This window comes from Cyanobium gracile PCC 6307, from assembly GCF_000316515.1.
Taxonomy (GTDB): Bacteria; Cyanobacteriota; Cyanobacteriia; order PCC-6307; family Cyanobiaceae; genus Cyanobium; species Cyanobium gracile.
Window position 1 is genome coordinate 1808667 of record NC_019675.1, and the last position, 19826, is coordinate 1828492.

At 68.6% G+C, this 19826-nt stretch carries 18 protein-coding genes; 12 read left to right on the plus strand and 6 right to left on the minus strand.

Going from position 1 to position 19826, the window contains the following annotated elements:
• Positions 1–72 precede the first annotated feature (72 nt).
• From rpsL to CYAGR_RS08815, 7 genes are all read left to right on the plus strand, one after another.
• On the plus strand, positions 73–447 hold the full coding sequence (rpsL, locus tag CYAGR_RS08785) for a 30S ribosomal protein S12 (RefSeq protein WP_015109448.1): 375 nt from the start codon (positions 73–75) through the stop codon (positions 445–447).
• Positions 448–511: 64 nt separating this feature from the next.
• Positions 512–982, plus strand: coding sequence for a 30S ribosomal protein S7 (gene rpsG, locus CYAGR_RS08790; protein WP_015109449.1), 471 nt, complete (start codon positions 512–514; stop codon positions 980–982).
• 111 nt (positions 983–1093) lie between these two features.
• Positions 1094–3169, plus strand: a complete 2076-nt coding sequence (fusA, locus tag CYAGR_RS08795; protein WP_015109450.1) for an elongation factor G — start codon at positions 1094–1096, stop codon at positions 3167–3169.
• Between the two features lie 42 nt (positions 3170–3211).
• A complete protein-coding gene (gene tuf, locus CYAGR_RS08800; protein WP_015109451.1) occupies positions 3212–4441 on the plus strand; it encodes an elongation factor Tu in 1230 nt (409 codons plus the stop codon).
• 146 nt (positions 4442–4587) lie between these two features.
• A complete protein-coding gene (rpsJ, locus tag CYAGR_RS08805) occupies positions 4588–4908 on the plus strand; it encodes a 30S ribosomal protein S10 (RefSeq protein ID WP_015109452.1) in 321 nt (106 codons plus the stop codon).
• A gap of 140 nt (positions 4909–5048) precedes the next feature.
• Complete coding sequence (locus CYAGR_RS08810) at positions 5049–5717, plus strand: LON peptidase substrate-binding domain-containing protein (protein ID WP_015109453.1); 669 nt, start codon at positions 5049–5051, stop codon at positions 5715–5717.
• Between the two features lie 3 nt (positions 5718–5720).
• On the plus strand, positions 5721–6731 hold the full coding sequence (locus CYAGR_RS08815; protein ID WP_015109454.1) for a methyltransferase domain-containing protein: 1011 nt from the start codon (positions 5721–5723) through the stop codon (positions 6729–6731).
• Between the two features lies 1 nt (position 6732).
• Here CYAGR_RS08815 and pheA read toward each other — a convergent pair whose 3' ends face one another.
• Positions 6733–7578 (minus strand): prephenate dehydratase, encoded by an 846-nt coding sequence (gene pheA / locus CYAGR_RS08820; RefSeq protein WP_015109455.1) that lies wholly within the window; start codon positions 7576–7578, stop codon positions 6733–6735.
• A gap of 56 nt (positions 7579–7634) precedes the next feature.
• On the opposite strand from pheA, the gene CYAGR_RS08825 reads away from it, so the two are divergent.
• Positions 7635–8147 (plus strand): DUF1997 domain-containing protein, encoded by a 513-nt coding sequence (locus tag CYAGR_RS08825; RefSeq protein WP_015109456.1) that lies wholly within the window; start codon positions 7635–7637, stop codon positions 8145–8147.
• Here CYAGR_RS08825 and CYAGR_RS08830 read toward each other — a convergent pair.
• The 3 genes from CYAGR_RS08830 to CYAGR_RS08840 form a co-directional block, all read right to left on the minus strand.
• The gene (locus CYAGR_RS08830) at positions 8086–8682 is read right to left on the minus strand and encodes a ribonuclease HII (RefSeq protein WP_051017220.1); all 597 of its coding nucleotides are present in this window, start codon (positions 8680–8682) and stop codon (positions 8086–8088) included. The genes CYAGR_RS08825 and CYAGR_RS08830 overlap by 62 nt on opposite strands.
• Before the next feature lie 97 nt (positions 8683–8779).
• Positions 8780–10825 carry an Rne/Rng family ribonuclease gene (locus tag CYAGR_RS08835; RefSeq protein WP_015109458.1) on the minus strand — a complete coding sequence of 682 codons (2046 nt, stop codon included), beginning with the start codon at positions 10823–10825 and terminating at the stop codon, positions 8780–8782.
• A gap of 377 nt (positions 10826–11202) precedes the next feature.
• Positions 11203–13893 carry a TIGR03960 family B12-binding radical SAM protein gene (locus tag CYAGR_RS08840; protein ID WP_015109459.1) on the minus strand — a complete coding sequence of 897 codons (2691 nt, stop codon included), beginning with the start codon at positions 13891–13893 and terminating at the stop codon, positions 11203–11205.
• A gap of 99 nt (positions 13894–13992) precedes the next feature.
• Between CYAGR_RS08840 and CYAGR_RS08845 the strand changes: the two genes are divergently transcribed.
• The 3 genes from CYAGR_RS08845 to CYAGR_RS08855 are packed head-to-tail and all read left to right on the plus strand — an operon-like array spanning position 13993 to position 16424.
• Positions 13993–15219 carry an LL-diaminopimelate aminotransferase gene (locus tag CYAGR_RS08845; protein ID WP_015109460.1) on the plus strand — a complete coding sequence of 409 codons (1227 nt, stop codon included), beginning with the start codon at positions 13993–13995 and terminating at the stop codon, positions 15217–15219.
• A gap of 29 nt (positions 15220–15248) precedes the next feature.
• Positions 15249–15608, plus strand: coding sequence for an ATP-dependent Clp protease adapter ClpS (clpS, locus tag CYAGR_RS08850; protein ID WP_015109461.1), 360 nt, complete (start codon positions 15249–15251; stop codon positions 15606–15608).
• Positions 15609–16424 (plus strand): CPBP family intramembrane glutamic endopeptidase, encoded by an 816-nt coding sequence (locus CYAGR_RS08855; RefSeq protein WP_015109462.1) that lies wholly within the window; start codon positions 15609–15611, stop codon positions 16422–16424.
• Positions 16425–16457: 33 nt separating this feature from the next.
• Here CYAGR_RS08855 and CYAGR_RS08860 read toward each other — a convergent pair whose 3' ends face one another.
• Both CYAGR_RS08860 and CYAGR_RS08865 read right to left on the minus strand, forming a co-directional pair.
• The gene (locus tag CYAGR_RS08860) at positions 16458–16712 is read right to left on the minus strand and encodes a hypothetical protein (protein ID WP_216593338.1); all 255 of its coding nucleotides are present in this window, start codon (positions 16710–16712) and stop codon (positions 16458–16460) included.
• Between the two features lie 92 nt (positions 16713–16804).
• Positions 16805–18376: a photosystem II high light acclimation radical SAM protein gene (locus CYAGR_RS08865; protein ID WP_015109463.1), complete on the minus strand. Its 1572-nt coding sequence runs from the start codon at positions 18374–18376 to the stop codon at positions 16805–16807.
• 262 nt (positions 18377–18638) lie between these two features.
• Between CYAGR_RS08865 and psbA the strand changes: the two genes are divergently transcribed.
• Complete coding sequence (gene psbA, locus CYAGR_RS08870) at positions 18639–19718, plus strand: photosystem II q(b) protein (protein WP_015109068.1); 1080 nt, start codon at positions 18639–18641, stop codon at positions 19716–19718.
• The last annotated feature ends 108 nt before the right edge of the window (positions 19719–19826 follow it).

Genomic DNA, 19826 nt, shown 5'->3' on the forward strand with positions numbered 1-19826 from the left:
TCGGATTGTCGATACGGTCGGACGTCCGACCTGTCCACCCAGAAGTCCCCACCGAGCAGCACCCGGCCCTCGATGCCCACTATTCAGCAGCTGATCCGCACCGAGCGGCAGCGTCTCACCCGCAAGACGAAGTCGCCCGCCCTGCGCGCCTGCCCCGAGCGGCGTGGCGTCTGCACCCGGGTGTACACCTCCACCCCGAAAAAGCCCAACTCGGCGCTGCGCAAGGTGGCCCGGGTGCGCCTCACCTCCGGCTTCGAGGTGACGGCTTACATCCCCGGCATCGGCCACAACCTTCAGGAGCACTCGGTGGTTCTGATCCGCGGCGGCCGCGTCAAGGATCTGCCCGGTGTCCGCTATCACATCATCCGCGGCACCCTCGACACCTCCGGGGTCAAGGACCGGCGTCAGTCCCGCTCCAAGTACGGCGCCAAGACACCGAAGGCCTGAGCCTCCGCGCCACCGGCTCTCCGCGGCCGACTCCCTCCTCTCCTGCTTTTTCTCCCTCCGTTCCATGTCCCGCCGCAACGCCGCCGAGAAGCGCCCGGTTCTCCCGGATCCCCAGTTCAACAGCCGTCTGGCCTCGATGATCGTGGCCCGGCTGATGAAGCACGGCAAGAAGTCCACGGCCCAGCGCATCCTGTCCGATGCCTTCACCCTGATCAACGAGCGCACCGGCGCCGATCCCCTCGACCTGTTCGAGACGGCGGTCCGCAATGCCACCCCCCTGGTGGAGGTGCGGGCCCGTCGGGTCGGCGGCGCCACCTATCAGGTGCCGATGGAAGTGCGTCAGGAGCGGGGCACCGCCATGGCGCTGCGCTGGCTGGTCAACTTCTCCCGCGCCCGCAACGGCCGCAGCATGGCCCAGAAACTGGCCGGCGAGCTGATGGACGCGGCCAACGAGGCCGGCAGTGCCGTCCGCAAGCGGGAGGAAACCCACAAGATGGCCGAGGCCAACAAGGCCTTCGCCCACTACCGCTACTAAGCGGCCCCGGGAGCCGGATCCCTGGGCTGATCCGGCTCCCCCAGACCTGAGCATCACCGGTCTGTAGAGTAACGCCCGTTTTTTGTCGACCCACCCCCGGAGAACTTTCCCGTGGCCCGCGCCTACCCCCTGGAACGCGTCAGAAATATCGGTATCGCCGCTCACATCGACGCGGGCAAGACCACCACGACCGAACGGATTCTGTTCTATTCCGGCGTGGTCCACAAGATGGGCGAGGTGCACGATGGCGCCGCCGTCACCGACTGGATGGAGCAGGAACGCGAGCGTGGCATCACCATCACCGCGGCCGCCATCTCCACCAGCTGGAAGGACAACCGGATCAACATCATCGACACCCCCGGCCACGTCGATTTCACGATCGAGGTGGAGCGCTCGATGCGCGTACTCGATGGTGTGGTCGCCGTGTTCTGTGCCGTGGGCGGCGTCCAGCCCCAGTCGGAAACCGTCTGGCGCCAGGCCGACCGCTACAACGTGCCCCGGATCGTGTTCGTCAACAAGATGGACCGGACCGGTGCCAACTTCCTGAAGGTCTACGAGCAGATCAAGGATCGCCTCAAGGCCAACGCCGTGCCGATCCAGCTGCCGATCGGTGCCGAGGGCGACCTCAAGGGCATCATCGACCTGGTGCGCAACAAGGCGATCATCTACACCAATGATCTCGGCACCGACATCCTCGAAGAGGAGATCCCCGCCGACATGCAGGACGAGGCTGCGGAATGGCGCCAGAAGCTGATGGAGTCGGTGGCCGAAACCGACGAAGAGCTGATTGAAGCCTTCCTTGAGAACGGTGAGCTCACCCAGGAGCAGCTGATGCGCGGCATCCGGCTGGGGGTGCTCCAGCACGGCATGGTCCCCATCCTCTGCGGCTCCGCCTTCAAGAACAAGGGCGTCCAGCTGGTGCTCGACGCGGTGGTCGACTACCTGCCCGCCCCCGTCGACGTGCCCCCGATCCATGGCCTTCTGGCCGACGGCAGCGAAGCCACCCGCCCCTGCGACGACAACGCTCCCTTCAGCGCCCTGGCCTTCAAGGTCATGGCCGACCCCTACGGCAAGCTCACCTTCGTGCGCATGTATAGCGGGGTCCTGCAGAAGGGCAGCTACGTCCTCAATTCCACCAAGGACAAGAAGGAGCGCATCTCCCGTCTGATCCTGCTGAAGGCCGACGAGCGCGAGGAGGTGGACGAACTGCGGGCCGGTGATCTGGGGGCCGTGCTCGGCCTCAAGGACACCACCACGGGCGACACCCTCTGCGTCGACTCCGATCCGATCATCCTGGAATCCCTGTTCATCCCCGAACCGGTGATCTCCGTGGCCGTGGAGCCCAAGACCAAGGGCGACATGGAGAAGCTCGGCAAGGCCCTGCAGTCCCTCTCCGAGGAGGACCCCACCTTCCGGGTCTCCACCGATCCGGAAACCAACCAGACGGTGATCGCCGGCATGGGCGAACTACACCTGGAGATCCTCGTCGACCGCATGCTGCGGGAGTTCAAGGTGGAGGCCAACATCGGCGCCCCCCAGGTGTCCTACCGGGAAACCATCCGCGGCAGTGCCAAGGGTGAGGGCAAGTTCGCCCGCCAGACAGGCGGCAAGGGCCAGTACGGCCACGTGGTGATCGAAATGCAGCCCGGCGAGCCGGGTTCAGGGTTTGAGTTCGTCAACAAGATCGTCGGCGGCATCGTTCCCAAGGAGTACATCGGTCCGGCGGAAGCCGGCATGAAGGAAACCTGCCAGTCCGGTGTGATTGCCGGTTTCCCCATGATCGATGTCAAGGTCACCATGGTGGACGGCTCCTATCACGACGTCGACTCTTCGGAGATGGCGTTCAAGATCGCCGGTTCCATGGCCTTCAAGGACGGCGTCAAGAAGTGCAACCCCGTACTGCTTGAGCCGATGATGAAGGTCGAGGTCGAGGTCCCCGAGGATTTCCTCGGTTCGGTCATCGGCGACCTTTCCTCCCGCCGTGGTCAGGTCGAAGGGCAGTCCGTCGACGACGGTCAGTCCAAAGTCCAGGCCAAGGTGCCGCTGGCCGAAATGTTCGGCTATGCCACCCAGCTCCGATCCATGACCCAGGGTCGGGGTATTTTCTCGATGGAGTTCAGCCATTACGAGGAAGTTCCTCGCAATGTGGCGGAAGCCATCATTTCCAAGAATCAGGGCAATTCCTGATCTTTCTTTCCATCCAACCCACCCCCCCGATTCTTTCCTTCCATGGCACGCGAGAAGTTCGAGAGGAACAAGCCTCACGTCAACATCGGCACCATCGGTCACGTTGACCACGGCAAGACCACCCTCACCGCCGCCATCACCAACGTGCTGGCGTCCCAGGGCATGGCCAAGGCCCAGGCCTACGACGAGATCGATGGTGCTCCCGAGGAGAAGGAGCGGGGGATCACGATCAACACGGCCCACGTCGAGTACGAGACCGAAAACCGTCACTACGCCCACGTGGACTGCCCCGGCCACGCCGACTACGTCAAGAACATGATCACCGGTGCCGCCCAGATGGACGGCGCCATCCTGGTGGTGGCCGCCACCGACGGCCCCATGGCCCAGACCAAGGAGCACATCCTGCTGGCCAAGCAGGTGGGCGTGCCCGCCCTGGTGGTGTTCCTCAACAAGAAGGACATGGTCGACGACGAGGAGATCCTCGAGCTCGTCGAACTGGAGATGCGTGAGCTGCTGAGCAGCTACGACTTCCCCGGCGACGACATCCCCGTGATCGCCGGCTCCGCCCTCAAGGCCCTCGAGTACATCCAGGCCGGCAAGAAGGCCGTGCGCGGTGAAGACGAGTGGGTCGACAAGATCCTCGACCTCATGGATGCGGTTGATGAGTCCATCCCCGAGCCCGAGCGTGAGATCGACAAGCCCTTCCTGATGGCCGTCGAAGACGTGTTCTCGATCACCGGTCGGGGCACCGTCGCCACCGGTCGTATCGAGCGCGGCAAGGTGAAGGTGGGCGAGACCGTCCAGATCGTCGGCATCCGCGACACCCGGGAAACCACCGTCACCGGCGTGGAGATGTTCCGCAAGCTGCTCGACGAGGGCATGGCTGGCGACAACGTCGGCCTGCTGCTGCGCGGCATCCAGAAGGAGGACATCGAGCGCGGCATGGTGCTGGTGAAGCCCAACTCCATCAAGCCCCACACCAAGTTCGAGGGTGAGGTCTACGTGCTCAAGAAGGAGGAAGGCGGCCGCCACACCCCCTTCTTCGCAGGCTATCGCCCGCAGTTCTATATCCGCACCACGGATGTGACCGGCCAGATCACCGCCTTCACCGCCGATGACGGCTCCAACGTGGAGATGGTGATGCCCGGCGACCGCATCAAGATGAGCGCCGAGCTCATCTGCCCGGTCGCCATCGAGCAGGGCATGCGCTTCGCCATCCGCGAAGGCGGCCGCACCATCGGTGCCGGCGTGGTGTCCAAGATCGTTCTGTGAGCCTGATCTAGCCTGTACTAGGGAGCCCCTCCTCGGTGGGGCTCCCCCTCTTTGCCGAACCCTCCGGTTCCCCTCGCACCTCGACAATCCGTTGCCGCGGCACTCCCGCCGCCCATCAGCCGCCCTTCGCCCGCGTTTCCCTTCCGATGACCGCCTCCATTCCCCAGCAGAAGATCCGTATCCGCCTGAAGGCCTTCGATCGCCGCATGCTGGATCTGTCCTGCGAAAAGATCATCGAAACCGCCGATCACACCGCTGCCACGGCCATCGGTCCCATCCCCCTGCCCACCAAACGCAAGATCTACTGCGTGCTGCGCTCGCCTCACGTCGACAAGGATTCCCGTGAGCACTTCGAGACCCGCACCCACCGCCGCATCATCGATATCTACAGCCCCAGCTCCAAGACCATCGACGCCCTGATGAAGCTCGACCTGCCGAGTGGTGTGGACATCGAAGTCAAGCTCTGATGCTGATGGGGTCAACGGGGCTTCGCCGGGCTGGTCGCTCTCTCTAGGATCGCGACACACCCCGACTTGCCCTGGTTGATCCTTTCGCCTCCGACCTCCGATCGCCCCTTCCCCCCTGCCGCCAGCGGCATCCTGCTCGCGTGACTGATCTGGCCGTCAGGGAGCTGCCCCTGTTCCCCCTCCCCGATGTGGTGCTCTTCCCCCAGGAGGTGCTGCCGCTCCACATCTTCGAGCCGCGCTACCGCATGATGCTGCGCACGGCGATGTCGGAGGACAGGCGCTTCGGCGTGGTGCGCTGGGATCCCCAGAGCAAGAAGATGGCGGAAGTGGGGTGCTGCGCCGAGATTCTGCACTGCCAGGTGCAGGACGACGACCGCAGCAACATCGTCACGATGGGCCAGCAGCGCTTCCGGGTGCTCGACATCGTGCGCGACACCCCGTTCCGCGTCGGCATGGTCAGCTGGATCGAGGACACGGTGAGTGAAAGCCACGAGGAGCTTGAGACCCTCACCAGTGATGTGACCCGGGCCCTGCGGGACGTGGTCGATCTCACCGGCAAGTTGATCGGCAAGCCCTCCTCCCTGCCCGCCGATCTGCCCGATCTGCCGCGGGAGCTCTCCTTCTGGATCGGTGCCCATCTCGGCGGGCCGGTGGCCGATCACCAGCAGGCGCTGCTCGAAATCACCGACACCGGTGAGCGCCTGCGCCAGGAATTCGAACTGCTGGATCAGACCCGGCGCCAGCTGGCCGCCCGCACGGTCCTCAAGGACACTTTCTCCAGCCTCGGCGACGGCAGCAGCGAGACCTGAGCCATGGCGAGCCTCCTTCCGGGCGGCGCGCTGCTGCCCCTCCTCCTGACGGGGGGTGCCCTGGCGGCGGTCCTGGCCGCCCTGCTCTGGCAGCGCCGCTCCCGGGCCTACCTGTCGTCGGCCAGTGTGGCCGCCGCCTACGACCGCTGGACGGACGACCGGCTGCTGGAGCGGCTCTGGGGTGAGCATGTGCACCTGGGCCACTACGGTGATCCCCCGGGTGCCCGGGATTTCCGCGCCGCCAAGGCCGCCTTCGTCCACGAGCTGGTGCGCTGGAGCGGCCTCGACCGCCTGCCCCCCGGCAGCCGGGTGCTGGACGTGGGCTGCGGCATCGGCGGCAGCGCCCGCATCCTGGCCCGCGACTACGGCTTCGAGGTGCTGGGCATCAGCATCAGCCCGGCCCAGATCGCCCGGGCACGGGAGCTCACACCGGCCGACCTGCCGGGATGCCGCTTCGCCGTGATGGATGCCCTGGCCCTCGATCTGCCGGACGGGGGCCCCGACACCGGCTTCGATGCGGTCTGGAGCGTCGAGGCCGGCCCCCACATGCCCGACAAGCAGCGCTACGCCGATGAGATGCTGCGCGTGCTCAAACCGGGCGGCTGCCTGGCGGTGGCCGACTGGAACCGCCGCGACCCCAGCGTCGCCCCGATGAACCGCCTGGAGCGCTGGGTGATGCGCCAGCTGCTCGACCAGTGGGCGCACCCGGAGTTCGCCAGCATCCCCTCCCTGAGGCGGAATCTGGAGACCAGCCCCTGGAACCGGGGCCTGCCGATCAGCACCGATGACTGGACGGTCGCCACCCTGCCCTCCTGGGTGGATTCGATCCTCGAGGGCGTGCGCCGCCCCGGGGCGGTGCTGGGGCTGGGCCCCCGGGCCGTGCTGCAGGGGCTGCGGGAGACGCCGACGCTGCTGCTGATGGACTGGGCCTTCCGCAACGGTCTGATGCAGTTCGGCGTCTTCCGCGGTCCGGTGCCCGGGGCCGGGGCCGTGGGCCAGTCCGGGCCCGGCTGACTCAGTCGGCCTTCTCCTCGGCGGCGAGGTTGGTGAGGGGATAGGCCCCGAACAGGGCCAGGTGCTCGCAGAGGGGGGTGAGGTCGGCGATCGCCCCGTCCAGCGGCGCGACACCGTCCGGAAGCTCAAGATCGACGAAGAAGATGTATTCGCCCATCTCCCGCTTGGAGGGACGGGACTCGATCCGGCTCATGTTCAGCCCCTGGCGGGCGAAGCAGCCGAGCGACTCCAGCAGGGCACCGGGCTGGTTGGAATGGAGCGAGAACGCCAGGCTGGCATGGGGGCCCCGGTGGGAGCGCTCGCCGCGACGCAGCAACAGGAAGCGGGTGCAGTTGCCCGGCACATCGTTGATCGGGTGGGCCAGCACCTCCAGGCCGTGCTCGGCGGCCGCCTCCAGCGAGGCGATGGCGCCCCGGAAGCGGCTGCCCCGCACCAGCCTGGCCGCTTCGGCGGTGGAGCTGGTGGGCAACTGCAGGGCGTGGGGCAGGTGTTCCCCCAGCCACAGGCTGCACTGGGCCAGGGCCTGGGGATGGGAGAGCACCTCACTGATGGCGTCGAGGGGGCCGCTGCCCACGAGGGCGTGGCGGATGGGCAGCACCAGGGCCCGGGCCACCGCCAGGTCAGGGTGCTCCCAGAGGGCATCGAGGCAGCTGGTGACGCCCCCTTCGACGGAGTTCTCCACCGGCACCACCGCCAGATCGCAGTCGCTGTCGGCCAGGGCCCGGATCACGGCGCGGATGCCCTGCTGGGGCACGAACACCACCGCCTCGAGGCCCTCGAGGGCCGCCAGTCGCTGCGCCGCCTGCTCACCGTAGGTGCCGACGGGACCGAGAAAGGCAAGACGCATGGCGGCGGGACGCTCTGGGGTGATCGGTAGGATCATGGCCTGCCGGCCCGCAGGCCATGTCCCTGGCCTTCAGCGCCAGTCAGCAACTCGACCTTCCGGTGGCCAGCGAGGCGGATCGCCTGCCCGCTTACCTCGATGATGAGCAGCGGGTGGTGCAGGCCCTGCTCGACCCCACCCAGCTCGAACCCCTCGGCCCCGGCCGCTACCGCTACACCGTGAGCCAGGTGAGGGTGTTCCAGCTGAAGATCCAGCCGGTGGTGGAGCTGCAGGTGGTGCGTCGCCATGGCCGACTGGAACTGGAGGCCCTCGACTGCCAGCTGGAGGGCCTCGGACTGGTGGAGGACTTCCGCCTCGGGCTCTGCTCCTGGCTCGCCGCGGCCGACGGCGGCCTCACCGGCGAAGCCAGCCTGTCGGTGACGGTGAGCCGCCCCACCCTGCTGCAACTGATCCCTCCCAAGGTGCTGGAGGCCACGGGCCGCTCGGTGCTCGGCGGCATCCTGCTCGGCATCAGGACTCGGGTGAGTCAGCAGCTGCTGGGGGATTTCCAGCGCTGGTGCCGATCGAGCTGAGGAAGCTGCGGCGGTGCAGGGGCGTGGGTCCCAGCCGCTGGATCGCCTCCCGGTGCTGGCGGGTGCCGTAGCCGGCGTGGCGCTCCAGGCCGTAGCCGGGGTGGCGCTGGGCCAGGCGCCGCAGCAGGGCATCCCGCTCCTGCTTGGCGAGCACGCTGGCGGCGGCGATCGCCGCGCAGCGGCCGTCGCCGCCCACCAGGGTGATCTGGGGACCGTCCCAGCCCCGCAGGGGCAGCACCCCGTCCACCAGCAGCAGCCGGGGGGGGCGGGGCAGCCGTTGCAGAGCTCGCAGCATCGCCCATTCAGTGGCCCGTCGCACCCCCCAGCGGTCAATCTCGCCGGCGCTCGCCTGCCCCAGGGCCCAGGCCAGGGCATGGTGGCGCAGCAGGGGAACCAGGGCCTCACGGCGCCGGGCACTGAGCCTCTTGCTGTCGTTCAGGCCCGCTGCCGCCAAGGTTGCCAGGGCGGTGGCCGGCAGCACCACCGCCCCGGCGAACACCGGGCCGAAGAGGCTACCGCGACCAACCTCGTCCACCCCGGCACAGTCGCCGGGGTCAAATCCACCCCAGACCGATGCGTCTGGGTTCCCGAGGGCCTCGGGGCCGGGGCGCGGGACGTCGGGGCCGGGGCGATCAGCCAGCGGCGGAGGAGCGGCGGCGGCGGCGGCGGGGCTCACCCGGGTCGGCGGCCGGGGAATCCGCGGCGGCGGCGGCCACTGGGACGGGAGCCGCCACGGGGACGGGAGCCGCCGCCGCGACCGTTGTGGATCGGCCGGAGGAGCGACGGCTGGGGACGGCCACGGTCACCAGCTCGGACGGGACCGCGGTGGGCAGGGGTTCGAACGGGGCCGGGGTGATCTCAAGGATGGGGATCGCCTCCTGCACCGGGGAATCGAAGGTCCCGGAAGCAGCGGGGGATTCCACTGCTTCGGACGCGTCGGCCATGCCGTTGGCGTCGGCCATGCCGTTGCGGCCCTCACCGTTGCGGCCGCGCCGCCGGCGGCGGGAGCCGCTGGCGGCCAGCTGCTGTCGGGCTTCCTCAAGCACGGCCTCAGGGTCGGCGTCCGGGCGCACCACGCGCACCATCAGGCTGTCGCCACTGGGGACCGGATCCAGCAGTAACGCCGGACTGAGCCCCATCCAGCCGTAGACCAGCTCCTGTTCAGGATCCATCGGCACGGCCAGCACCTCGGGCTCCTGGCGGCGCTGCGGAGCGTCAGTGGCAGGACTCTCCTGGGCCGCCGACAGGACGGTGGTGCCGTTGCTGCCGGCATCGACGTAGCTGCCCAGGGCCGGAGTCTCGGCCCCGTCGGAGCCGCGTCCGCCCCGGCCGCCGCGCCGCCGTCGGCCGCTGCCGCCGGACTCGCCGGCGCCGGTGGAGGGGCTGGCCACTTCGGCCCGGGCCGAGGCCGCCGAGCGCACCAGGCCGGAGACCGTCGCCAGGGGCTGGAGGGTGTCCTTGCCGGGCAGCACCGCGACGTGGCCCAGACCGCCACAGCTGGGGCAGGCCCGGCCGAAGAGTTCGTAGATGTTCTGGCCCTGGCGCTTGCGGGTCAGCTCCACCAGGCCGAGTTCGGTGAGCTGGGCGATCTGGGGGCGGGCCGTGTCGTCGCGGCTGGCCTGGGTGAAGTGCTCCAGCAGCTGCAGCTGGTCACGACGGGACTCCATGTCGATGAAGTCAATGATCACGACGCCGCCGATGTTGCGCAGCTTGAGCTGGCGGGCGATCTCCACCGCCGCCTCGCAGTTGGTCCATAGCACCGTCTCGCGGGCGTTGGCCGAGCGGGTGAAGGATCCGGAGTTGACGTCGATGACCGTGAGCGCCTCGGTGGGCTCGATGATCACGTAGCCGCCGGAAGGGAGATCCACCCGGGGCTTGAGGGCATCACGGATGGCGGCGTTGACCCGGTAGTGCTCCAGGATCTTGGTGGGTTCACCGTGGTGCTCCACCAGGAGGTTGGCCTGGTCGGCGCCGAGGAAGGCGTTGACCCGGGCCACCGCATCGGCGCTGTCGACCACCACCCGCAGCACATCGGGGCTGTAGAGATCGCGGAGCACCCGGTGGATGAAGTCCTCGTCCCGGTTGAGGAGCACCGGAGGGGAGGCTGTCTCGGCCGCCTGCTGGATCGATTCCCACTGGCGCAGCAGGGCCTCGAGGTCATCGATCAGCATCTCCTCGCTGACGTCCTCGGCCTCGGTGCGGATCAGCAGGCCGGCGCCCGGGGGCTTGATCAGCACACCGAGGGCCCGCAGCCGGTTGCGCTCGTTCTCGCCGTTGATGCGCCGGGAGATGTTGACCCCCTGGCCGTGGGGCTGGAGCACCAGAAAGCGCCCCGGCAGGGACAGGTTGCCGGTGAGACGCGGCCCCTTGGTGCCCGTGGGCTCCTTCATCACCTGCACGAGCACCTTCTGGCGGGGCTCGAGCAGCTCAGTGATGCCGGCGCCCCCCTTCTTCAGGCGCAGGGGACCCAGATCGGTGATGTGGATGAAGCCGTTCTTCTCGCTTTCGCCGATGTTGACGAAGGCGGCATCGATCCCGGGCAACACGTTCTCGACGGTTCCGAGATAGACGTCACCGATCTGATAACGACCCTGGGCGACGATCAGTTCATCGACGCGTTCGTCGTTGAGCACTGCGGCGATCCGCAACTGCTCAGCGATGACGATCTGCTGGGGCATGGAAGAGATGGTGGGCTCAGTGGAGCCCTGCCGGGGGGCAGGTGGGGGAAGGAATTCGGACGGCGACCGTGACGGTCGGTCGGCTTCTGGCGGAAATCAGGCCGGACCCCGGAAACAAGGGAGTCGGCGGTTGCCTGGTCGGGCCCCCCGTAGCCAGGGGGCCCGGATGGGGGCAGCGACGTCGTCGGGCCGGCAACGTGACGAAAGGAATGTCGTTCCTTCCCGATGCAAAGCAACGAAGACCGAACCAAGCAATGTTGACTGTGATAGCGCTTTCGCCGAGGAGCTTCTAGAAAGCGTCCTTGATGCAGAAGCGTCTGGGCAGAGGAGGAAGAAGGGAGGGAGCCCTGCTATTCCTGTCTCTGTCTAGGGCGAACTTAGCATGCGTCCAGCCGGAGGCAACGGCGCTGGACTGGACCGAGCACCAGCGGCTGGCCGAGGCCGGTGCTCAGCCAGTGGCGCAGATGGTCCGGCCGCAGGCTGCGGCCCTGGGGATCCACGGCGGCCTCCAGATCCAGCACCTGGTCCGCCACCGCCGGGGACGGGCCCTCGGGGGGCACCAGGCGGAGGTCGAGGAGGTAGGGGCGGCACTCGCGCTCCCGGGGGCGGCCCTTCTTGTCCTGGTCCTGCCAGGGCAGACTGGTGGCCTCCAGCAGCGCCGCGACCGCCGCGGTCCAGCGCTCCGGCGTCAGGGATGCCAGGTCGGGGGCCGCCGGGTCCGGGGCCGGCCGCAGGGTGAACCGCCACTGGGCGGAACGGATCTGCTGGGCCAGGCCGGGGGTCTCCAGGGGGACGGCCCGGACCGAGAGCAGCGCCAGCTCGGCGCTGAGTTCCGCCTGCAGGCGTTCCCGGGCCGTCTCTGGGTCGACCGGGGCGGCGAAGTCCAGGTCGAGCCATTCGTGCAGGCCCTCCACCCCCAGGGGCAAAGGGAGGGCCACCTGCAGCCGCGGCAGGGGATGGAAACCACCTGTGAAGCTCACCGGCAGGCCGCTGCGGCGCAGGGCCCGCTCCATCAGGCGCAGGGTGTCGAGATGGCTGATCAGGGCCAGGGAGCCGGTCTTGGCGAAGGCGAAGCGCAGCCGGCAGAGCCGCTCGCTGGCCGGCGCCCGCGGCGGCAGCGGCAGCGGCACGGGGGGCGGCGGGATCACCACGTTGTGCCCCAGCTCCGGGCCGCAGACCCCGCAGCTGCTGCAGCCGTCGAAGGAACAGTCCGGCACCACGGCGGCCGCCAGGGCCCGACGGAGGTCCTCCGCCAGCCAGCCCTTGTCGACGCCGGAATCGATGTGGTCCCAGGGCAGGGGCTGGCGGCAGAAGGCCTCCAGATCGCCGGTGGCGAAGGCCTCCGCCGCACTCCAGCCGCCCATCTCCAGGGCGCGGTAGGAGCCCCCCAGGCCGGCGGCCTCGATGGCGCCGGTCCAGGCGGCATGGCTGCGTTCGGCGGATTCGAACCAGGCATCCAGCCCGGCGCCGGCCCGCCAGGCCGCCTCGATCACCGGTGCCAGCCGGCGGTCGCCGCGGCCGACGAAGTCCTCCACCGCCGACAGCCGCACGTCGGTGTAGTTGGTCTTGATGCCCCGCAGAGGCCGCAGGGCGTCGCGCAACAGCTGCTGCCGGCGCCGGAACTCGGCGGTGGACACGCTGTGCCACTGGAAGGGCGTGTGGGGCTTGGGGGTGAAATTGCTGATCGTCAGGTTGAGCTGCAGCCGCCCCAGATCGCGGCACTGCTGCTGCAACGCGCGGCAGGTGTCGACGATGCCGAGCACATCGGCGTCGGTCTCGCCCGGGAGGCCGATCATGAAATAGAGCTTCACCCGGGTGTAGCCGTTCTCCATGGCGGTGCGGATGCCGCGCAGCAGTTCCGCATCGGTGAGTCCCTTGTTGACGATGTCCCGCAGGCGCTGGGTGCCGGCCTCGGGGGCGAAGGTGAGCCCCGCCCGGCGGGTGCCGCCGAGGATGTGGGCGATGGAGTTGTCGAAGCGGTCGACCCGCTGGCTGGGCAGGGTGAGGCTGACGTTGTGCTCCGCCAGCCGGTTGCGCAGCTCCACCCCCACCGCCGGCAGGGAGAGGTAATCGCTGCAGCTGAGCGACAGCAGCGAGAAGTCGCTGTAGCCGGTGCGGAGCATGCCCTCCTCCACCGCCTCGATCACGGCCTCGGGCTCCACGTCCCGGGCCGGGCGCGTCAGCATCCCCGGCTGGCAGAAGCGGCAGCCGCGGGTGCAGCCGCGGCGGATCTCCACCGTGAGCCGGTCGTGGACGGTTTCAATGTGGGGCACCAGTCCCATGGCGTAGTGGGGCATGGGGGTGGCGGTGCGCCGCTGGATGCGGGGGGCCAGGCCCGGCTCCAGCGGCCGCAGGCTCACCCCATCCGGTCCGGGGGCGTACAGGGAGGGCACATAGACCCCGGGCACCTCGGCCAGGTCCCGCAGCAGGGCCCGGCGGCCCAGACCGGCGGCCCGCCCCTCGGCCACCACCAGGCCGATCTCGGGCAGCAGTTCCTCCCCATCCCCCAGGGCGAGGAAATCGAAGAAGGGCGCGAACGGCTCAGGATTGCCGGTGGCGGTGGGGCCGCCGGCGAAGATCAGCGGCGGCGCCGCCGGGTCGTCGAGGGGCAGGTCGCCCCGGTCGGCGGCGCGGATCGGAATGCCCGCCAGATCCAGCATCTCCAGGATGTTGGTGCCGCCGAGCTCGTAGCTGAGGCTGAAGCCGAGGATGTCGAAGGCGGCCAGGGGCCGGTGGCTTTCCACCGCGAACAGGGGCGCCCCCCGCTCCCGCAGCCGGGCCGCCAGATCCGGGGCCGGTAGGTAGGCCCGATCGCACAGCTGGCCCGGAAGGGCGTTGAGGATCGCGTAGAGCAGCACGTGGCCCAGGTTGCTGGCGCCGACCTCGTAGACCTCCGGATAGGTGAGGGCCCAGCGCACCCGGGCGGCCGACCAGTCCCGGGCCTCCACCCCCCGCTCGTTGCCGAGGTAGCGGGCGGGCCGGGCGATGTCGCCGTCGACCAGCTCGGCGAAGGCGACGGGAGCGTCGGCGGTGCCGGCGAGGGACGCGTCGGCGGTGGCGAAGGGCACGGCGTCGACCGGCGGGCTGCAGGCCGAGCGTAGGCAGGCCGGCCCGCGCCATAGGAAGATGCCGCCTGGCCCCGCCGCCCCGCCTTCCGCTTCCCACCCATGGTCCAGGTCAACGACAGCTACCTCCGGCTCAAGGCGGGCTACCTGTTCCCCGAGATCGCCCGGCGCGTCAAGGCGTTCACGGAGGCCCATCCCGAGGCGGCCGTGATCCGCCTCGGCATCGGCGACGTCACCGAGCCGCTGCCGGCGGCCTGCCGGGCGGCGATGCAGCAGGCGATCGAGGCCATGGGCACCCGGGAGGGCTTCCACGGCTACGGCCCCGAGCAGGGTTACGGCTGGCTGCGGGAGGCGATCGCCCGCCACGACTTCCAGGCCCGCGGCTGCGAGGTGAGCGCCGAGGAGATCTTCGTCTCCGACGGCTCCAAGTGCGACAGCAGCAACATCCTCGACATCCTCGGGGCCGGCAACCGCATCGCCGTCACCGATCCGGTCTATCCGGTGTATGTGGACAGCAACGTGATGGCGGGACGCACCGGCGACGCCGACGGGGGCGGCCGCTACGGGGGGCTCACCTACCTGCCGATCACGGCAGCCAACGGGTTCGTGGCCCCCCTGCCGGAGCAGCCCGTCGACCTCATTTACCTCTGCTTCCCCAACAACCCCACCGGCGCGGTCGCCACCCGGGAGCAGCTGCAGCAGTGGGTCGACTACGCCCTGGCCCACAACGCCCTGATCCTGTTCGACGCCGCCTACGAGGCGTTCATCTCCGATCCGGAGCTGCCCCATTCCATCTACGAGATCGAGGGGGCACGGCGCTGCGCGATCGAATTCCGCTCCTTCTCCAAGAACGCCGGCTTCACCGGCACCCGCTGCGCCTTCACCGTGGTGCCCCGGGGGCTCACCGGCACCACGGCCGCCGGCGAGCCGGTGGAGCTGTGGGGCCTCTGGAACCGGCGCCAGAGCACCAAGTTCAACGGGGTGAGCTACATCGTGCAGCGGGGCGCCGAAGCCGTGTACTCGCCGGAAGGCCAGGAGCAGGTGCGGACCCTGATCGGCTTCTACATGGAGAACGCGGCCATCATCCGCCGCGAGCTGGAGGCCGCCGGTCTGCAGGTGTACGGCGGCCAGCAGGCCCCCTACGTGTGGATCAAGACCCCCGACGGGCTGGATTCCTGGGGCTTCTTCGACCACCTGCTGGGCCAGGCCCATGTGGTGGGCACCCCCGGCAGCGGCTTCGGCGCGGCGGGCGAGGGCTATTTCCGCCTGTCCGCCTTCAACTCCCGCGCCAACGTGGACGAGGCGATGCGCCGGATCCGGGCTCTTTAGAGTTGGCCCCTGTCAGGACCGGAGCGGCCATGCCCATGACCATCCCGCCCTTCGCCACCGTCTCCACCACCCCGGCGGCCACCGAAACCCCCTCCCGTTCGCCCGGGGGGGCCGCCGTGATCGAGAAGGCGCCGGAGCGGGTGCGCAAGACCTCACCCCGCTACAAGGTGCTGCTTCACAACGACCCCGTGAACAGCATGGAGTACGTGGTGAACACCCTGCGCCAGGTGGTGCCCTCCCTGAGTGAGCAGGATGCCATCGCCGTGATGCTGGAAGCCCACAACACGGGGGTGGGACTGGTGATCGTGTGCGATCTGGAGCCGGCGGAGTTCTACTGCGAAACCCTCAAGGCCAAGGGCCTCACCAGCACGATCGAGCCGGAGAGCTGAGTGGGCCCCCGCTGGAGCGGCACCCTGCTCTACGTGCCGTTGCTCTACGGCCTGGGCTGGCTGCTGGTGCGCCCCCTGGGAGGTCTCGCCCCCGGCCTGCGCCCGGATCAGGTCGATCTGGCCGGGGCAGTGGTGGCCCTGGTACTGCTGCTGCTCACCCTGCCGCTGCGGTTGCGCCGGGCCTGGGGGGAATCCCATCCCTGGCGTGCCCTCGGGGTTCTGGCCCCGCTGCCCGCGGTGCTGGGGGCCTTCGGGCGGGGGCTGCTGCGGGCCCTGGCCCTGCTGGCCCTGGTGGTGATCGCCCTGCTGGCCTCGGGAGGAGCCCGTTGGATCGGTCCGGCCGGCCTGGAGGGGGGGGAGGTGCTCAACGCCCTGGCCCTGGTGGTGGGGGTGGGCTTCGCCGAGGAGCTGGTGTTCCGCGGCTGGCTATGGGGCGAACTGCGACTCCAGATGGCTCCGCGGGCGGCACTGCTGCTGCAGGCGGCGATCTTCGCCCTCGTGCATCCCTGGAGCCGGGCCGGCTGGCTGGGGGCGGTGGGGCTGCTCGGCGGGCTGAGCCTGCTGGGAGTGAACCTGGCTCTGCATCGCCTTGAGGATCGCGGCGTGCTCTGGGGAGCGGTTGGGCTTCACGGCGGGCTGGTGGGGGGCTGGTTCGCCCTGCAGGCGGGACTTCTTGAAGTGGTGCCACAGGCCCAGGCATGGCTGGCGGGACCTGGCACCCCTCCCAATCCCCTCGGTGGCGTGGTGGGCTGGATTGGAATGGGAGGGGTGCTGGCGCTGATGGCCCACACCCGACCTCAGAAGCCAGCGACCTGATGCCTGCTGACGCCGTATCGGCGGATGGAGGGATCAGAGCGCGAAATCAGTCGCGATGAAGGTGTGCAGTCCATTCACCTGAATCGAGAATTCCGCACCACCCACTCCAGTGGTGTTGCCTTCCACGAAGGTGTTGGTGCCGTCCTGGAAGAAGCGCAACTGACCGGCGGCTGTGAAGGCGGCGGTTCCGATGAAGTTGAAGTTCTGATTTCCACCAGCAGCTGTATTGGCATCAATGCTGTTCACATCAAGACGATCACCACCATCGACTCCTGCACCTACCCTCATGTTGAAAGACTGAAGCCTGGGGGTCCTGTTTTCATCCGGCCTTCCCCATCTCGACGGACCTCCGCCCTTCATGTGCCTTCAGCGGCCCTGCCTCAGAGCGTCGCCGTGGCCAGGGCCCGGCGTCCCTCCACCGGCGCCCGCAGCGCCTGATCCAGGGGGGCCACGCCGTACTCCCTCTCGAGCAGGGCCATCACGGTGCGGCCGAAATCGGCCGGGTTGCGCTTGAAGGCCTCCAGGCAGATCCGCCCGAACACCCGACCCATCGGTTCCGGGTTCCACAGCAGCTTGCGGGCCGTCCAGGGCATGAGGCTCATCGGGTCGTAGCCCGGCTGGAGCATCCCCTGGTCGAAGGCGTACTGCTCCAGGTGGGTGTGGGGCTGGAGGCCGATGAAGAAGATCGCCGGCTCCACCGACCCGGCGCCGAAGATGCTCTCCAGTTCCCGGTGATAGGCGATCGTCTGGCGGATGGTCTCGGGCCGTTCATCGATCACGTTGAACGAGTAGTTGACGGAGACGTGCTCACGGAAGCCGGCTGCCGCCAACATCCGGCAGTTCTCCAGCACCGTGCGCAGGTTGTAGCCCATGCGCATCTTGCGAACGAGCTCCTGCGACCCCGAAGTGATGCCGATCTCGAAATAGCTCATCCCCGTGGCCACCATCAGCTCGGCCAGCTCGGCATCGAGGTTGTCGGCGCGGATGTAGGCGGCCCAGCGGATGTCCGTGAGGCCCTCCGCCTGAATGGCCCGCAGCAGATCCTTGGCGTCGTCGATGTAGCGCCTGGCCGGGATGAACTGGGCATCGGTGAACCAGAAACCGCGCACCCCTCGGTCGTAGAGCTGGCGCATCTCCTGCACCACCTCCTCCACCGGGTTGACCCGCACGGCCTTGCCCTCCACCACGGTGTAGACGCAGTAGCAGCAGTTGTGGGGGCAGCCGCGTTTGGTCTGGACGCCGACGTAGAAATCGCCGCCGTCGAGGTACCAGTTCAGCTGGGGCCAGATCGCTTCGATGTAGGCGTAGTCGCAGGCGGTCTTCTCCAGGCCCGCCGGCTGCTCGTGGATCAGGCCCGGACGGGGCGCCTCGCCCACCACGTAGCAGCGCTCTCCTTCGAGGGACTGGCCGCGGATCAGTTTCTCCAGCAGTCGTTCCCCCTCCCCCACCGAGACCACGGAGCCGCTGGGCAGGCCGCGGCCCAGCTGCTCGTAGAAGACGCTCACCGCGCCCCCGCCGATCACCACCCGGGCCCCGGGGTTGTGGCGGCGGGCGCGCCGCAGGCCCCGGCGCACCAGCCGCAGGTTGCGCCACAGCTCGCCGTAATAGGAGCCCATCAGCCGCAGCCCGCCGATCGCCCCCCGCAGGCGCTTGAGGGGGTTGGCGGAATAGAAGACCTCAAAGGAGTTCTGCAGCGGGTTGCCGCCCCGGCCATCGACCGGGGCATAGATCTGGATGTCCCGCCAGGAGAACACCAGCAGGGTGGGCTGGAACTGGTCAACCACCTCTAGGAGCACGCGCTGGACATCAAGCAGGGGCACGGCCGCCAGGTCCAGGATCCGCTGGGGCAGGGCGGGAAAGCACTTGTGCAGGTGATCGGCCAGGTAGATCGGGCCGATCGGGAAGATCGGATTGCAGGGCAGCCGCACGAGCAGCACCCGTTGATCGCTCACGGCTGACGCGGCTCGAGGGGGTCTCCGGACGCTAACAAGCGCGCCCGGGCCGCCGGTGGGCGCCGGCCGTACCGGGGGCGGCGGGCCAGGGAGGGGGCCGGGGGAGGCGCCCGCCACGAAGCAAAGCTTTTCTTCATGAAGGCGGCCCTCACACTCCGCAACACACTGTTACAGTGCTGCCGGGGACGGAAACCCGCCCCCATCTCCTTCCACCGATCCGGCGTTTCCGCGCCTGCGCTCGGTGTCTTCCTTCTACGCACTCATGACCGCCACTCTCCAGCAGCGCTCCGGCGCTTCGGTGTGGAACCAGTTCTGTGAGTGGGTCACCTCTACCAACAACCGTCTCTACGTCGGTTGGTTCGGTGTGCTGATGATCCCCACCCTGCTGGCCGCCACCATCTGCTTCATCGTCGCCTTCATCGCGGCGCCCCCCGTCGACATCGACGGCATCCGTGAGCCCGTCGCCGGCTCCCTGATGTACGGCAACAACATCATCTCCGGCGCCGTTGTTCCTTCCAGCAACGCCATCGGCCTGCACTTCTACCCCATCTGGGAAGCCGCCAGCCTCGACGAGTGGCTGTACAACGGTGGCCCCTACCAGCTGGTGGTCTTCCACTTCCTGATCGGCGTCTTCGCCTACATGGGCCGCGAGTGGGAACTCTCCTACCGCCTCGGCATGCGCCCCTGGATCTGCGTCGCCTACTCCGCCCCCGTGGCGGCCGCCAGCGCCGTGTTCCTGATCTACCCCTTCGGTCAGGGTTCCTTCTCCGACGGCATGCCCCTCGGCATCAGCGGCACCTTCAACTACATGCTGGTGTTCCAGGCTGAGCACAACATCCTGATGCACCCCTTCCACATGCTGGGTGTGGCCGGTGTGTTCGGTGGCTCCCTGTTCTCCGCCATGCACGGCTCCCTCGTCACCAGCTCCCTGGTGCGTGAGACCACCGAGAGCGAGTCGCAGAACTACGGCTACAAGTTCGGCCAGGAAGAAGAGACCTACAACATCGTGGCCGCCCACGGTTACTTCGGTCGCCTGATCTTCCAGTACGCCTCCTTCAACAACAGCCGCAGCCTCCACTTCTTCCTGGCCGCCTGGCCCGTGATCGGCATCTGGTTCACCGCCCTGGGCGTGAGCACGATGGCCTTCAACCTGAACGGCTTCAACTTCAACCAGTCCATCCTGGATGGCCAGGGCCGGGTGATCAACACCTGGGCCGACGTGCTCAACCGTGCCGGCCTCGGCATGGAAGTGATGCACGAGCGCAATGCGCACAATTTCCCCCTCGACCTGGCCGCCGCCAGCGCCACCCCTGTGGCCCTGACCGCTCCGGCGATCGGCTGATCCAGCCCCTCGAGATCTCCTGGAACCTTCGGACCCCCTGCTCACGCAGGGGGTTTTTTCATGGCGACGCGGTCCGGCTGGGTAGGCTCCCTGCTTCGGCAAGCCCGA

Excerpts from the sequence above, each read along its gene's own strand:
- CYAGR_RS08825 (WP_015109456.1), top strand. The coding sequence starts at position 7,635 with ATGTCCCTGGCCTTCAGCGCCAGTCAGCAACTCGACCTTCCGGTGGCC.
- rpsG (WP_015109449.1), top strand. The coding sequence starts at position 512 with ATGTCCCGCCGCAACGCCGCCGAGAAGCGCCCGGTTCTCCCGGATCCC.
- CYAGR_RS08815 (WP_015109454.1), top strand. The coding sequence starts at position 5,721 with ATGGCGAGCCTCCTTCCGGGCGGCGCGCTGCTGCCCCTCCTCCTGACG.
- CYAGR_RS08835 (WP_015109458.1), bottom strand. The coding sequence starts at position 10,825 with ATGCCCCAGCAGATCGTCATCGCTGAGCAGTTGCGGATCGCCGCAGTG.
- CYAGR_RS08845 (WP_015109460.1), top strand. The coding sequence starts at position 13,993 with ATGGTCCAGGTCAACGACAGCTACCTCCGGCTCAAGGCGGGCTACCTG.
- rpsJ (WP_015109452.1), top strand. The coding sequence starts at position 4,588 with ATGACCGCCTCCATTCCCCAGCAGAAGATCCGTATCCGCCTGAAGGCC.
- CYAGR_RS08860 (WP_216593338.1), bottom strand. The coding sequence starts at position 16,712 with ATGAGGGTAGGTGCAGGAGTCGATGGTGGTGATCGTCTTGATGTGAAC.
- tuf (WP_015109451.1), top strand. The coding sequence starts at position 3,212 with ATGGCACGCGAGAAGTTCGAGAGGAACAAGCCTCACGTCAACATCGGC.
- clpS (WP_015109461.1), top strand. The coding sequence starts at position 15,249 with ATGCCCATGACCATCCCGCCCTTCGCCACCGTCTCCACCACCCCGGCG.
- rpsL (WP_015109448.1), top strand. The coding sequence starts at position 73 with ATGCCCACTATTCAGCAGCTGATCCGCACCGAGCGGCAGCGTCTCACC.
- pheA (WP_015109455.1), bottom strand. The coding sequence starts at position 7,578 with ATGCGTCTTGCCTTTCTCGGTCCCGTCGGCACCTACGGTGAGCAGGCG.
- psbA (WP_015109068.1), top strand. The coding sequence starts at position 18,639 with ATGACCGCCACTCTCCAGCAGCGCTCCGGCGCTTCGGTGTGGAACCAG.